The sequence below is a fragment of the Oceanirhabdus sp. W0125-5 genome, assembly GCF_027938815.1.
Taxonomy (GTDB): Bacteria; Bacillota; Clostridia; order Clostridiales; family Clostridiaceae; genus Oceanirhabdus.
Map to the genome: position 1 here is coordinate 2,377,943 of NZ_CP115913.1, position 15,102 is coordinate 2,393,044.

Annotated in this window: 10 protein-coding genes; 6 read left to right on the forward strand and 4 right to left on the reverse strand. The window is 28.9% G+C overall.

Translation table 11 applies throughout. The annotated features are described in order from the left end of the window. The first annotated feature begins 177 nt into the window (after positions 1-177). The 6 genes from OW730_RS11050 to OW730_RS11075 all read left to right on the forward strand — a co-directional run bounded on the left by OW730_RS11050 (position 178) and on the right by OW730_RS11075 (position 10,860). Positions 178-3,849, forward strand: a complete 3,672-nt coding sequence (locus OW730_RS11050; protein WP_271229078.1) for a PD-(D/E)XK nuclease family protein — start codon at positions 178-180, stop codon at positions 3,847-3,849. Next, positions 3,849-7,673 carry a helicase-exonuclease AddAB subunit AddA gene (gene addA / locus OW730_RS11055; RefSeq protein ID WP_271229079.1) on the forward strand — a complete coding sequence of 1,275 codons (3,825 nt, stop codon included), beginning with the start codon at positions 3,849-3,851 and terminating at the stop codon, positions 7,671-7,673. The genes OW730_RS11050 and addA overlap by 1 nt, the downstream gene beginning before the upstream one ends. Positions 7,674-7,701: 28 nt before the next feature. Next, positions 7,702-8,241 carry a DUF3267 domain-containing protein gene (locus OW730_RS11060; protein ID WP_271229080.1) on the forward strand — a complete coding sequence of 180 codons (540 nt, stop codon included), beginning with the start codon at positions 7,702-7,704 and terminating at the stop codon, positions 8,239-8,241. A gap of 603 nt (positions 8,242-8,844) precedes the next feature. Then, positions 8,845-9,084 carry a hypothetical protein gene (locus tag OW730_RS11065; RefSeq protein ID WP_271229081.1) on the forward strand — a complete coding sequence of 80 codons (240 nt, stop codon included), beginning with the start codon at positions 8,845-8,847 and terminating at the stop codon, positions 9,082-9,084. A gap of 102 nt (positions 9,085-9,186) precedes the next feature. Further along, complete coding sequence (locus OW730_RS11070) at positions 9,187-10,452, forward strand: MFS transporter (protein WP_271229082.1); 1,266 nt, start codon at positions 9,187-9,189, stop codon at positions 10,450-10,452. Positions 10,453-10,473: 21 nt separating this feature from the next. Then, the gene (locus OW730_RS11075) at positions 10,474-10,860 is read left to right on the forward strand and encodes a hypothetical protein (RefSeq protein ID WP_271229083.1); all 387 of its coding nucleotides are present in this window, start codon (positions 10,474-10,476) and stop codon (positions 10,858-10,860) included. Between the two features lie 92 nt (positions 10,861-10,952). Here the strand turns inward: OW730_RS11075 and OW730_RS11080 are convergent, their stop codons facing one another. From OW730_RS11080 to OW730_RS11095, 4 genes are all read right to left on the reverse strand, one after another. Next, positions 10,953-11,114, reverse strand: coding sequence for a zinc-ribbon domain-containing protein (locus OW730_RS11080; protein WP_271229084.1), 162 nt, complete (start codon positions 11,112-11,114; stop codon positions 10,953-10,955). Between the two features lie 156 nt (positions 11,115-11,270). Further along, on the reverse strand, positions 11,271-13,139 hold the full coding sequence (locus tag OW730_RS11085) for a sensor histidine kinase (protein ID WP_271229085.1): 1,869 nt from the start codon (positions 13,137-13,139) through the stop codon (positions 11,271-11,273). Further along, positions 13,139-13,813, reverse strand: a complete 675-nt coding sequence (locus OW730_RS11090; RefSeq protein ID WP_271229086.1) for a response regulator transcription factor — start codon at positions 13,811-13,813, stop codon at positions 13,139-13,141. The genes OW730_RS11085 and OW730_RS11090 overlap by 1 nt, the downstream gene beginning before the upstream one ends. Positions 13,814-13,903: 90 nt before the next feature. After that, positions 13,904-15,088: a cation:proton antiporter gene (locus OW730_RS11095; protein ID WP_271229087.1), complete on the reverse strand. Its 1,185-nt coding sequence runs from the start codon at positions 15,086-15,088 to the stop codon at positions 13,904-13,906. Between the last annotated feature and the right edge of the window lie 14 nt (positions 15,089-15,102).

The following is a 15,102-nucleotide window of genomic DNA, read 5'->3' on the forward strand; positions in this document are numbered from 1 at the left end:
TCTTGATTATAATTAATATTATATAATAATAATTATTATGTGTCAAGAGGGTTTATTTAAAATTTTCCAAGTAATCTATCAAAAGGATTTAAACTTATGAAATAGGAAAAATATTATCATTAAATGGTTCAGGAGAATGTTATAATAGAGTAATAAGAAGTTAGTGGAGGAATAAAAATGAGTTTAAGGTTTATATATGGAAGAGCAGGTACTGGTAAAAGTACCTATTGTATAGATGATATAAAAAAACGAGTTGATATTAATAAAAAACAAAAACTTATATTACTTGTTCCAGAGCAATTATCCTTTCAAAGTGAAAAAAAAGTTATTGAAGCAATTGGAGGGGTAGGGATAAATGATGTATACGTATTAACATTCAAGAGAATGGCTTACTGGGTATTTAAGGAATGTGGTGGAGTAGTTAAAAAGCATATTGATAAGTGTGGAAAAAGCATGATACTATACAGTGTTTTAGAAGAAATAGAGGATGAATTAAGAGTTTTTTCAAAAGCAGCTGCTCATAGTGGATTTGTAGATAAACTTTTAACTATAATATCTGAATTTAAGAGATACAATGTAACACCTGAGGGATTAAACGAATTAAAATTAAAAGTAGGGGAAAATACACTTCTATATAATAAAATAAATGATTTAGAAAATATTTTTTCTAAGTTTGATAGTAGATTACATGAAGGATACATAGATAGCGATGATGATTTAAAATTAATGGGGGAGAAGCTTGAGAATTGCCATATTTTTGATGACTCATTGATTTGGGTTGATGAATTCAGCGGATTCACTCCCCAACAATATGACATAATTGAAGAGTTATTAAAGAGAACTAAAGAGGTTAATATCACCTTAAATATGGATATAGATGTAAGGGAAAAAGAAATGGTAGAGGTGCTTAATCCAATTATTGCAACAGAAGAGAAGATAATAAAGCTTTGTGAGAATAATGGAATTTCATTAAAAGCACCTATAGACCTGAGTAAAAACAAGAAGACTAGGTTTGAGAGTGAAGAATTACAGTACTTAGAAGAGAATTATTTTAAATATCCATTTAATCCTTATAAAAAAGAAGTTGAAGATATAAGTATTTTTAAAGGATTAAATCCATATTCAGAGGTTGAGAATCTATCAGGTGAGATTTTAAAGCTTGTTAGAGAAAAAGGGGCAAGGTTCAATGAGATAGCTGTTGTATCACGAAAGATAGATAGTTATGAAAATATAATTAAATCCATATTCAGTGAAAATAACATTCCTTTTTTTATGGATAAGAAAAAAGAAGCATCTTCAAATCCTATTGTAATACTATTACTTTCATCTATGGAGATATACAATAGAAAATGGAATTATGAGTCTGTTTTCAGATTTTTGAAATGTGGTCTTTTAGGATGGAATCAAGAAGGTATAGATTTGCTTGAAAATTACATACTAATGAGCGGAATTAAAGGAAAGAAAAAATGGAATGATGATTCAATTTGGTATAAGAAATTAATAGAGGTATTTAATATAAAAAAGGAATTTATTAAGTATTATGATGTATCAATTGACGGAAACAAAATAGAAGAAGTAGATGAAAATAGATTAATTGAAATAATAAAAGATGGTGAAATACCTGAAAAACAGATAGTTGAATTAGATTTATCAAAAGAGGATATTGATATTTTAGGTGATCTTCCTATTGATAATGAAGATGAAGAAAAGAATTTCAAGGATATAATTCAAAGAGTTAATAAAATAGATAATATTAGAAGTTTACTAATAGAACATGTAACCCCTTTTCATGATTCTATAAAAGGAAATAAAGTGTGTGAAGATATTGCAGTTGGGTTATTTGCTTTCATGGATAAACTAGGACTTTATGACATCATAAGTGAACTAATAAATGGTTTTGAACACAGTGGAGAAAGTGAACTTTCAAGTGAATATGGTCACATTTGGAACGTTATTATCGATGTTATGGATCAGATGGTTGAAGGTTTTAAAGGTAATAAAATGACTGTTGATAAGTTCACAGATATTCTTAAAATGGGGTTACAGCAGCATAAAATGGGGTTTATTCCTAATACATTAGATCAGGTTATGGTAAGTAGTATTGAGAGGATCAAAAGTCATGAAACAAAATATCTTTTCATATTAGGTGTTAATGATGGGGTTTTCCCAAGTGGTGACTTTGAAGAGGGGATATTATCAGACTTCGATAGAATTGCATTAAGAGAAGAGGGGGTTGAAGTAGCTAAGGACACAAAAGCTAAAGCATTTGAAGAACAATATTTGATATACACTACATTATCAATTCCAAGTAAATTTTTAAGAGTGAGCTATCCAGTTGGAGATTCAGAAGGAAAGACTTTAAGAGCTTCTATGATAATTTCAAGAATGAAGAGTATATTTCCTAATATTAAAGAAGAGACAAATATCATAACCAAGAGAGTAAATGAACTTATTCCAAGTAAAACGGCTGCCTTTAATAATTTAATTTTATCAATAAGAAAAGGGGCAGTAGAAGAAGAAATTCATGAATTTTGGAGAGAGGTATATAAATGGTTTAAGAAAAATAATGGATATGGTGAAAGAATAGAAAGTCTCATAAAGTTTTTTGATTATGAGAATAAAGTAAAGAATCTTACAGAGGAAAGCGTTAAGAATCTATATTCAAAAGATAATTTATTCAGTGTATCTAAGCTTGAAAAATATAATGAATGTCCATTCTCATATTTCATTAGATATGGATTAAAAGCAAAGGAAAGAAAAATATTTGAGTTATCGGCACCAGATCTTGGTTCTTTCATGCATACTGTAATTGATAGATTTTCTAAGGATGTTGAGAATGAAAAAAGGCAGTGGAATGAACTTGAAGATTCTTGGTGCAAAGAAAAGATTAGCAAGATAATTGATGATGGGATGGATGAACCTATAGGTAGAATTTTTAAAGCATCACCAAAGTATGAATATTTTGGTGGAAGAATTAAAAGGGTACTAAATAAATCTGTATGGGTAGTAATTCAACATATGAAAAGAAGTGAATTCTTGCCTTATGGATATGAAATGGAGTTTGGTGGAAGAGATTACTCACCAATAGAGATAACCCTTGATAATGGAACTCGAGTTAAATTAATCGGTAAAATAGATAGAGTAGATAGACTCATAATGGATTCAGAAGAATATTTCAGAATAATTGATTATAAATCAGGAAATAAATCTTTAAAATTATCACAAGTGTATTATGGGCTTCAATTGCAATTAGTTACTTATCTTGATGCCATGTTAAAACGTGAAGAAATAAGAGAGGCGTTACCTGTTTTTCCAGCTGGTATATTCTATCTTAAAATCGATGATCCAATAATAAAAACTAATGGAAAGATTAACATAGATAAATTGCAGGATGAAATACTTAAAAAATTAAAAATGAAGGGTATTGTGTTAAAGGACAGTGAAATCGTTACAAAGATGGATAATGATATTCAAGGTTTATCATTAATTATTCCGGCAGGTTTAAAGAAAGATGGAAGTTTAAGAGAAGGAACTGGTACTAACATGGCGTCCTTAGAGGAATTTGGTTTATTAAGAGAACATGTTCGTAGAAAATTAAAAGAAACTTGTTCAAACATTTTAAGTGGAAAGATTGATATTTTGCCTTATAAGACTTCAACAGGAGATACACCTTGCACTTACTGTGATTATTCTCATATTTGTGCCTTTGATCCAGTATTAAAGGAGAATAATTATAAAATAATCAATGATATTAAGGATAATGTTATTTGGGATTTAATTAATAAAAATGATAATGTAGATATGGAAAAGAAGAATGAAATAGAAATGACAAAGGAGGAGGAAAAGTAATGGGCGATGTGAAATGGACAAAAGAGCAGAGTAGTGCAATACACACCAGAGATTGTAACCTCCTTGTTGCAGCAGCTGCAGGGTCAGGGAAAACAGCAGTTTTAGTTCAAAGAATTATTGAAATGATAACTCACAAGGAAAATCCTGTTGATATTGATAGATTGCTCATTGTTACCTTTACTAATGCTGCTGCTTCAGAAATGAGAGAGAGAATTGGTATGGCTATTTCAAAGGCAATTAATTTGGCTCAAAAGGAAAATGACTATAATTCCTCAAAGAATCTTCAAAGACAGCTTACTCTGCTGAACAGGTCAAGTATTACAACAATACATTCATTCTGTTTAGAGGTTATAAAGAATAATTTTCACATGCTTGATATTGATCCAGGTTTTAGAGTATGTGATCCTACTGAGATAGAACTCATAAAGAATGAGGCTTTGGAGGAAGTATTTGAAGAAAAATATATTAGAATGCAAGAGGGGGAAAAAGATTTTGAAACACTTGTAGAAGCTTTTTGTTCTAATAGAGATGATATTGCACTAAAAGAAATTATTCTTAGCATATTCAATAAAATAATGAGTTTACCTGAACCCTTTAAATGGCTTGAAGAAAAATGTGAGGAATTTAATCTTGGTAATAGAGAATCAATGGATGGAACTGTATGGGGAGAGATATTGATTCAAGATGTTATTTCAGAACTAAGAGGAATTTATCTACAGATGGAAGAGGGGGTAAATGTTGTTCAAAGTTGTGAAGAGTTATTTCCAAATGAAGAAACCTTTAAACAAGAACTTGAATTAATAGGGACAGCTATTCACCTTGGAACTATTGGCTTAAATGAAATGATTAGAAGTGTTAATAACATTTCATTTGGAAGGTTGAAAACCATAAGAAATATTAAAGACAAAAGAAGCAAGGATAGAGCGACTGATATAAGAAATACGGTGAAGAAGAATATTGAAAAGATTAAAGATAGATTGAATAATTCGTGTGGCAAAAGTGCTGTTGAAGACATAAATAGCATGTATGGTATTATGAATGCTTTGAAGGAGCTAATAATATCTTTTAATAATGAGTTTAAGAGGAAAAAGCGAGAAAGAGGAATAATTGATTTTACTGATTTTGAGCACTATGCATTAGATTTATTAGTCAGCAAAGAGGAGAATGGAGAAAAAATTATTAAAGATGGATGGTATATTCCCTCTAATCCTGCAAAAGAATTAAGATCAAAATATGATGAGATATTGATAGATGAATATCAGGATTCTAATATGGTTCAAGAAGTAATACTTAATATGATTTCAAGAGAACCAATAGGGGAACCAAATATCTTTATGGTTGGAGATGTTAAGCAGAGTATATATAAATTCAGACAGGCTAATCCAAAGTTGTTTATGGATAAATATGAGAGGTATAGCATAGAAGAAGAAGGAAAGTACAGAAAGATTCTCCTTTATAAAAATTTCAGAAGTCGTGAAAATATAGTAAACAGTGTAAACTTCATATTCGAACTTATAATGAGTAAGGAAGCTGGAGAATTAGAGTATGATGAAAAAGAGAGATTAAACTTTGGTGCATTCTTTGGGAATGAAGAAGATGTTGAAGGGCACATAAGTGGAGATGTAGAGTTACATATGATTGAAATGGAAAACCCTGATAATGAAGAAAATGATTTTGAAGATGATAGTGATGAAGAAGAACTATCTAAAATACAGGTTGAGGCAAGATTTATAGCAAACAAGATTAGTGAACTAATAAGTAATAAAGAGTATTTTGTTTTCGATAAAAAGATTAATGAATACAGAAATCCTCAATTTAGAGACATAGTTATTCTTCTAAGAAGTACCTCTACATCATCTGAGATTATTATGGAAGAACTAAAAAAACGGGAAATTCCTGTGTATGCTGATGTGGGAAATGGGTACTTTGAAGCAGTAGAGGTGAAAACAGTATTATCTCTATTACATATAGTTGATAATCCAATGCAAGACATACATCTAATTGCAACAATGAGATCACCTATAGGTGGATTTCTCCCTGAGGATTTTGTTGATATAAGAAAGTGTAATCCAAAAGAGAGTTTTTATGAAGCATGTGTCAAATATAGAGATGGAGATGTAAATGCTGAAGAAGAGATTGAATTAAGAGAAGAGCTTCAGTACGCACTTAAGGTATTTATAAATAATCTTGAAGTGTGGAGAGAAAAGAGTAGGTATATGCCGCTTGATCAGTTCATATGGATGCTAATAACTGAAACAGGATACTTTGGATTTGTTGGTTCTTTGGGTGGTGGTATCCAGAAACAAGGGAATCTTAAAGTTCTTTATCAAAGAGCTAAGAATTTTGAGAATACAAGTTATAAAGGTCTTTTTAACTTTATAAATTTTATAAACAAATTAAAGAAGAGCAGTGGTGATATGGGAGCTGCTAAGGTCATTGGTGAAAATGAAAATGTTGTTAGAATTATGAGTATACATAAGAGTAAAGGGTTAGAATTCCCAATAGTATTCTTAAGTACGTTAGGAAAACAATTTAATTTACAGGATCTTAATGGTAATATTTTATTTCATGATAAGTTGGGATTTGGACCAGATTATGTAAATCTTAATATGAGAATCAGTTATCCAACTTTATATAAGGAAATAATTAAGTCTAAAATGAAAAAGGAAACTATTTCCGAGGAAATGAGAATACTTTATGTTGCTTTCACAAGAGCTAGAGAAAAACTAATATTAACTTCTACTGTAAAGGATATTGATAAATATCTAAAAAGCATTGCAAAAGGTCTTCTTCATGATAATAAGAAAATTATAAGCAGCAGCGTATTAGGATGTAAAAGTTATTTAGATTGGATTGTAAGCGCATTACTTCTTCATAAGGATGGAAAAAACTTAAGAGAGAGAAATGAGTTTTTAATCACTGAAACATTTTCAATGTTTAATCATGATTCAAGATGGAGTGTTCATTTTTGGGATAGATATGAAATTATTGATATGTTAATTGAGAAGAGTGGTACTGAAGAGGAGAAAATATCGCAGAAAATATTTAAACTTCTCAGTGAACCAACAAAAAATAAATACAGAGATGCTGTAGATGATAGATTGTCATATAAGTATAAATTTCAAGAAGCAATTGGGTTACCAACTGTTATGACAGTAACAGAGCTTAAAAAAAGAGAACAGACAATGGAGAGGTTTAATGAAGAAGAGGTTACAAAAGAAAGAGTAATACCATCTTTAAAGAAACGACCATTGTTTATGGAAGAGAAAAAAGGGCTTACACCTGCAGAGAAGGGAACAGCAATGCATAACGTTGTTCAATATATTGACTTTGTTAAAACTGAAAGTATTGATGATATAAAAAAGCAAATAAATGATATGATAGACAAAGAATTAATTACCTTTGAAGAAGGAAATTCGGTTAATCCAAATAAAATTTTAAACTTAGTAAAATCAGAAATAGGATTAGAAATAATTAATGCACTTAGAGAAGGTAGATTGTATCGAGAGCGTCAATTTGCTCTAAATATTAAGGCGTATGAAATTTTTGAAGAACTTGGTGGACTAGAGCATGGAGGTAGATATAACGATGATACTATAAAACTTCAAGGTATAATAGATTTATATATTGAAGAAGAGGATGGATTAATATTAATTGATTATAAAACTGACTATGTTACTGAAGAAACATTACATGAAATAATAGAAAAATATCGAAGTCAATTGAAATACTATTCAGAAGCTCTAGAGTATGTAACAGGCAAGAAGGTTAAAGAGAGGTATTTATATCTTTTTGGAATTGATAGGGCTGTACTAGTTCATTAGATAGGAAATAAGGGGAGTTGTTCAATATATGGATGGATATGAACGAGTAGAAATAAAACCTGAGATTCAATTAATTGCTAATGAGAGCATAAAGGTCTTTTTAATTTCAGTGATAATAGGTGTTATTAGCAATGTAAGCTTAAATGGCATAAATGTGAAATTTTCTTTGTATGGAGTAGTGATTTTTATTGTGTTATATAGTATAGGAATAGTAATGCACGAGATAATACATGCTCTTTGCTTTAGATACTATAGTAGGATTAATTGGGATAATATTAAATTTGGATTTCATAAACAATACTTATGTCCATATGTTCACTGCAAAGTGAGCGTAGAGAATAGATTTATGGGAGTAGTATTGATACTTCCAACAATTATTACAGGGGTATTTCCTTGGATATTTGGAATTATAAATGGAAGTTATATCTTAATAGTTGTTGGGGCGCTTCTAATTTCAGGAGGAGTTGGAGACTTTGCTATGTATAATCAATTGAGAAGATTTCCTAAGGCTTCTCTAGTACATGATTTTGAAAATGATATTGGATGTGAAGTGTATATAAAGAAATGAAGAAGAGGAGATATAGAAAACATAATGGAGAATGGAGAATGGAGAATGTATAATGGAAAATGATTGACATTTCTCTTCGAGAAATTTTTATTATTATTGTTCCTTGGACAATAAAGGTTTACTCGTTTTATTTGTAATGAAACCTTGTAATATAAATACAATATTTTATCGTAGATAAAATAAGTAAATCTCTCTTGTACTAAAGAACAATAAAATGTAGTTTCTGCGTAAGCAGAAACATCCATCGTTGTCCACTGTCAACTGTCAACTGTCAACTTTTTTTTAAAGGTTTTAATTTTTTAAGAGCACGCATCTCGTGCTTTTTTTGTATTTATTATCAAAATGTTAAGAAAAATGTAGATAAATAGAGGGGGATTTAATGATGAAAATTTCCTCTTGAAATTCAAAAAAAATAAGTGTAAAATAATATGTTAAGTCAGTCACAGTGGGCTTTGAGGGTGTGTTTAAAAAATATAAAAAAACTTAAAATTTCTATTGATACTCTCAGATTTTTAAAGTATAATTAATTCAAAAGTTTATAAAAACTTTACAAAAAATATTTATTGTTTTTTGGAGTATAAATTAATAAGGAGGAAGTTAAGTATGGAATTTGAACGTTTAAGTAGAGATGAGTTTAGGACCATTTTAGATAAAATTGATTATGATAATTATGCTAATTTTAGTTCTTTACATGAAGCAGTAATGGAGGAATTAAATGATGAATCTGTTTATGAAGACATTGTTTCATATTTTGAAATGGAATTAGATTATAACTGTGATGCAAACATAAAGGATCTTGAAGAAGAAAATATCCAGTTAATTTTAGAGACTGTAAATTCATAATATACTATGAAGTTTAATCATATATTTTATTAATAAAGCACCTATATGGTGCTATTTTAAATGTAAAGAACAAAGTTCTTTTACTCAATAATGGGGGTTAGCATGGGGATAAATATAAAGAAAGATAAACAGATATGGAAGTTCTGTTTTTATGGTTTTTTTAAGAATCTGAAGTTTTTTGAGCCATATTTAATAGTGTATCTATTAAGTATGGGATTAAATTATATAGATATTGGAGGGCTAATAGCCTTAAAAGAAATAATCATATACATATTTGAAATTCCTTCGGGAGTAATTGCTGATATATATGGAAAGAAGAAAGAGTTAGTAATGTGTTTTATATTCTATATTATTTCATTTATATTATTCTTTTTTGGGAAAGGAATTTTTATTATTTCAATTGGAATGATATTTTATGGATTAGGAGAAGCTTTCAGATCAGGAACTCACAAGGCTATGATACTTGAGTATCTTGATGTAAAAGGGTGGACAAAACATAAAAGCTTAGTTTATGGGAGGACAAGATCTTTTTCTTTATTAGGTTCCGCTATTTCAGCGCTTCTATCTATAGTGTTTATTTTAAATATGCCCTCAATGAAATGGATATTTCTTTTATCAATAGTTCCATATGTTTTAGACATGATATTAATAATATCATATCCTAGAGAGCTTGATAGACATGGAAAATGCGAATTTAATATAATATTTTTAATAAAAGAATCAATAGTAAAGTTGAGATATTCACTTTGTCATAAAGAAATAAGGCAAGTTATAGTTGGGTCATCGATATATACAGGTGTAATGGATGTTATAAAAGATTATATTCAGCCAATTTTGAAGGCTATGATTTTACTTACTTTTGTAGGAAACAGTGAAAGTGAAGGGGATATATATTTAAAAATATCTTTAGGATTAATTTATTTCGTATTTAATATTTTTAGTTCTGTTGGTTCAAGGAATGCATACAGATTAAATAAATTTTTGAAATCGGAAAACTTATTGAATATTTATTTTGTTGTAACAGCAATAGTATTTTTAATTTTAAGTTTTGGAATAAAACTAAACAGTTATACACTTATTATTTTATGTTACTTTGTGATTTTTATATTGAAGAATACAAGAAAACCATTTATGTTAGATGTGCTTGGTGAATTGGTTGAGAAAGATTCGAGGGCATCTGTATTATCTGTGAATAGCCAATTAAAGTCATTAGTAGTAATAGTACTAGCACCAGTAATGGGATTCATTGCTGAATATCTTCAAATAGAAGTTTTATTTATTGTGTGTGCTCTTATGATGATGTTATGTATTAGAGTCAAAACTTACAAAAATATATTTAGTAGAAAAGAAATGGATAAAGATGTATAATATTCCTTGGGAGGGGATATTATGAAAAAATATATTGATCAATTTATTTTATTTATTGTAGGATTCATACTTATGAGTAGTAGTTTGATAGTAGGAATATTTATTAGAAAATATTCCTTATTCAATGTGTATATAGAAGAAATAATGTATAGAGTAAGAGACTGTGTGCTTTTATTAGGTTTTATTGTAGTAATTATTTCAGCTTTTGTTGTAATTCTTAAAATAGCCCAATCATATTTGAAGGAAAAAAATATTTTATTAAATGATTTAGAGAAGGCACTTATATTTATATCATTTGGTATTTTGATTATAATACCTATAGTTGGAATTATTTTATTAGTAATGGGTATATCGTATAAATTTTTGACTAATGAAACACAACAAGAGGAAAATAAAAATAAAAGGTAATCCATTGGGATTACCTTTTTTATCAACAATATTTGTTCTTCATCTCTTTTCTTTGGTCACAAGACATAAAACTACGTAATAGTTTTATGTTATTATCTTTTATTATGATTTCTTCTATCTTTTGCTTTAGATCTACATTCTTTACATCTTTTAGGTTCGTTTTCGAAACCTTTTTCTTTATAGAATTCTTGCTCTCCTGCTGTAAAGATAAACTCATTTCCACAATCCTTACAGATTAATTTCTTATCTTCCATTTTTTGGCCTCCTAATAATTCAAAATACAATAGTAAATAAACGTCACTTCTAAGTGGCAATATTTTGAAACATTAGAAGGAAATTTAAATACTTAAGTTTAAGAATTATTATCCCATAATGAAATCAAAAAGTCAACCAAGAATGAGAATATTTACCTATATATATTCATCAACAGAATCCATCTCAAAATAAAACTGAACGCCTTTTTCTGTATTAATTACACTGTATGAAGCTCCATGTTTTTCTAAGATTTTTTTAACTATCAATAAACCCAGCCCTGTACCTCCAGAATCTCTATTTCTTGATTTCTCAACTCTATAAAACTCATTCCAAATTTTTGGTATATCCTCAGATGGAATATGAGTACCTGTATTTTCAATAGAAAACCTAACCTTATCTTTGGAGGTTGTAATATTAACATTAATATTTTCTTTACATGGTGAGTATTTAATTGCATTGAGAAACAAATTACTAAGTACTTCCGTCAATTTAATTCTATCACCTATTACAAATCCATCTTCATAGTTAAAGTTAACAGATAATAGTTTCTCTTTCACTAAGCTATGAAACTTATTATTTATTTTTAAGAAAACATCGTTTAGATTCACAATAGCTGTATCAAGTTCAAATGAAGGTGAATCTAATTTTGATAATTGAAGCAATTCATACACCATAGATTGCATATAATCAACTTCTTCTTTTAAAATACTCAGATATTTTTCAGGGGATTCAGTATATATTTTATCCTCTATCCCTTCTAATATACCATTCATTACTGTTAAAGGAGTTTTTAACTCATGGGATATATTAGCCATAAATTCTTTTCTTAATTTTTCTTGCATTTCTTTATAGTTTAATTGCTCCTTAAGTTGTTCATTAGCTGAATCAAGTTCATTTTTATAACGTTCCAAATTACTAGATAATGTATTAAGACTTTGAGAAAGAGTACCTAGTTCGTCATTTGAAACAATATCACATTTTTCAGAGAAATCTAATGAAGCCATTTTATGAGCAGTTTGATTGAGTTTTAACAATGGTGAAGACAGAATTTTTGATAAAAAAATTGACGCTAAAGTAATAACAATAATTGCAAAAAAGAAATAGTATATATAATAATTTTGTATAATATACACAGTACCCTCAATAGGAGTATAAGGTATTGAAACACCCAGTATGAATTGTTCGTTATAGAGTTTAATTGGTTCAAAAAAAATAAGTGATTCTGTTTCGTAATCATCTGATTGTGTTTTATAGTATGCTTCTTGTAAGTTTAAAATATTAGATTCATTTGATTCATCATTTAAATCTAAGTAATTGAATAATTCATCATATAGAATTGATTCAAGAGAATCATAAGAATACAAAATATTATTATTAATATCTGAATAATTAATAAATACAATTTTACACTCAAACTTAGAAATATTATTATAATTATCTTCCTTAGCAGGAAAATTATTTTCAGCAGATTCCTTAGAAGTAGACTCTGTAGATTCATAAATTTCATTCACAATAAATTGTGTATTATCTATTATAATTTCTAGTGGATACATAATATTTTCAGAAGGAATAAATTTTCCTTTTATAGTAATTTCTGAGCCTACAGATAAATCGTAATTAGAAACAAGTTCTTGTAAATCATCTGGATAGATATCAACCTTTACTTGAGCAAAATTATCAGTTTTTACATATAATAGTCCCTCATTTTGCGTGGATGGATCTCCAAAACAAGGGTTTCCGTATAAATCATAAATGATTACTGCAGAGTTATTATTATGAGAAAATTTTAATAAAGTGCTATTTAATTTGTTAACTTCTTGATGGGAAGTAGGAAGTTTATTAGAATATGCGATAGTTAAATCAGTTTTTAATGAACTTATTTCTGATTCAAGATTGTTAATAATGCTTGATTCGTAGAAAGTTTCTAAAAAAATACTTTGAAATGCAAACTGAAAAACTTGAACAATTAAAACAATAGATAATATTAGAAAAAAGAGTTTTAAAACTATTCCTTTATATTTCATTATTCCACCTCAAATTTATAGCCTATGCCAAAAACTGTTTGTATCATATAAGCTTTATGTTCCATAGCTTTTCTTAGTTTTTTTACATGAGTATCAACAACTCTAGTGTTTCCAAAATAATCAAATCCCCATACTGCATTTAATATGGAATCTCTAGAAAGTGCAATACCAGAGTTCTTTATAAAATAGACTAGTAAATCATACTCTTTTGGAGAAAGTTTAATTTCAGAATTATCAATGTAAACATTATGAGAATCAAGATTAATTCTTAGTCCATCTCGTTCAAGTACATTACTCTCTGATAATACGGTGCCTTCAGTACGTTTTAAGAGCATTTTTACTCTTGCAATCAATACCGCAGGACTAAATGGTTTTGTTACATATTCATCAGCTTTAAGGTCAAATCCCATTAACATATCTTCTTCATCATTTCGAGCTGTAAGCATGATAATTGGAACAGCTGATTTTTTACGTATTCTTTTACATACAGACCAGCCATCTAATTTTGGCATCATAACATCTAAAATAACTAAATCTACAGAATTTGATTCAAAAGCTTCTATGCCTTTAATTCCATCACAGGCACGAATAACTTCATAACCTTCTTTTGTAAAATAATCATATAGAATATCTAATATTTTTACTTCATCTTCAATAATAAGTATTTTCTGCATATCAAACCTCGCTAAATTAATTTAAATAAGTATAATTCAAAATTGTGTATTTTATGTGTACAAAAAAAGAAATAGGCACATTAATGCCTATTATATACTCAAAGATTTTTTTTTGTCAATATGTGCCTCTCCTGCTTTGAAAATTGCATATTTGGTCATTAAAGGACCAATAAGTTCATAAATTACAGTTGCTGCAAGTATAATAGTACGTATGGTATCACCATTTGGAAGAGTATTTTCAGCAATTAGAGCTAATCCAATTGCAACTCCAGCTTGAGGAATGAGGGTGAGACCGAGATATTTTTGGACTACCTTAGGTGAGTGAACAATTCTAGCACCAAGATATGCACCTAAAATTTTTCCGATTATTCTGAAAATTACATATGCAGCACCTATATACCCAATTTTAGAAAGTGTACTAATATCAAGTTCTGCGCCTGCCAATGTGAAAAAAGCAATAAATATTGGAGGCGTAAAATGATCTGATATTTCATGTAATGGTTTCGTGTTAGGTAAAATATTAGTCACAGTGCCTCCTATGGACATACAAAGTAACAAAGGTGAAATGTTAAACTCAGATGATACACCTATGGCAATCATCATAATTGCTACAACAACGGATAACATCTTGTTTTTTCCTTCTGATTTATTTATTAAAAAAGCTAATATTAACCCAAGGGATACTCCTATAATAAATGCTAGAATAATCTCGATAAATGGATGTAATATTGAACTTAATAAGTTTCCTGTGGGAATCAAAAGGGCTTTTGCTATTGCTAAAGATATGCCAAAAATGATTACTCCCATAGCATCATCAATAGCTACAACTGGCAGTAGTGTATTTACTACAGGCCCTTTAGCTTTATATTGTTTTATTATCATTATTGTAGCAGCTGGGGCTGTAGCAGTACCGATTGCACCAATCACTAAACTAAAAGAAAGGGTTTTGTTAAAACAAAGCATTCCAATAGTTATAAAGGTCATGGTGGATAGTACCTGAAAAAAAGTGATTATAAAAGCTGATTTTCCTATTTTTTTTAAATGATTGAAATTGAATTCTAAACCTATAGAGAAAGCAATAAATCCAAGTGCAGCTTCAGAAATTAAAGATAATTCTTTGGCTGCACTTAGAGGAATTAGTCCTAAAAATGAATGTCCAATTAATAAACCACCTATTAAATACCCAGTAACTTCAGGAAGATTGATTTTTTTACATAATCTTCCACTAAGAATGCCTGTAAGTAGTATTATTCCAACATATAGAAAAGAATGCACTTAAATATTCCAAA

Excerpts from the sequence above, each read along its gene's own strand:
- OW730_RS11050 (WP_271229078.1), top strand. The coding sequence starts at position 178 with ATGAGTTTAAGGTTTATATATGGAAGAGCAGGTACTGGTAAAAGTACC.
- addA (WP_271229079.1), top strand. The coding sequence starts at position 3,849 with ATGGGCGATGTGAAATGGACAAAAGAGCAGAGTAGTGCAATACACACC.
- OW730_RS11060 (WP_271229080.1), top strand. The coding sequence starts at position 7,702 with ATGGATGGATATGAACGAGTAGAAATAAAACCTGAGATTCAATTAATT.
- OW730_RS11065 (WP_271229081.1), top strand. The coding sequence starts at position 8,845 with ATGGAATTTGAACGTTTAAGTAGAGATGAGTTTAGGACCATTTTAGAT.
- OW730_RS11070 (WP_271229082.1), top strand. The coding sequence starts at position 9,187 with ATGGGGATAAATATAAAGAAAGATAAACAGATATGGAAGTTCTGTTTT.
- OW730_RS11075 (WP_271229083.1), top strand. The coding sequence starts at position 10,474 with ATGAAAAAATATATTGATCAATTTATTTTATTTATTGTAGGATTCATA.
- OW730_RS11080 (WP_271229084.1), bottom strand. The coding sequence starts at position 11,114 with ATGGAAGATAAGAAATTAATCTGTAAGGATTGTGGAAATGAGTTTATC.
- OW730_RS11085 (WP_271229085.1), bottom strand. The coding sequence starts at position 13,139 with ATGAAATATAAAGGAATAGTTTTAAAACTCTTTTTTCTAATATTATCT.
- OW730_RS11090 (WP_271229086.1), bottom strand. The coding sequence starts at position 13,813 with ATGCAGAAAATACTTATTATTGAAGATGAAGTAAAAATATTAGATATT.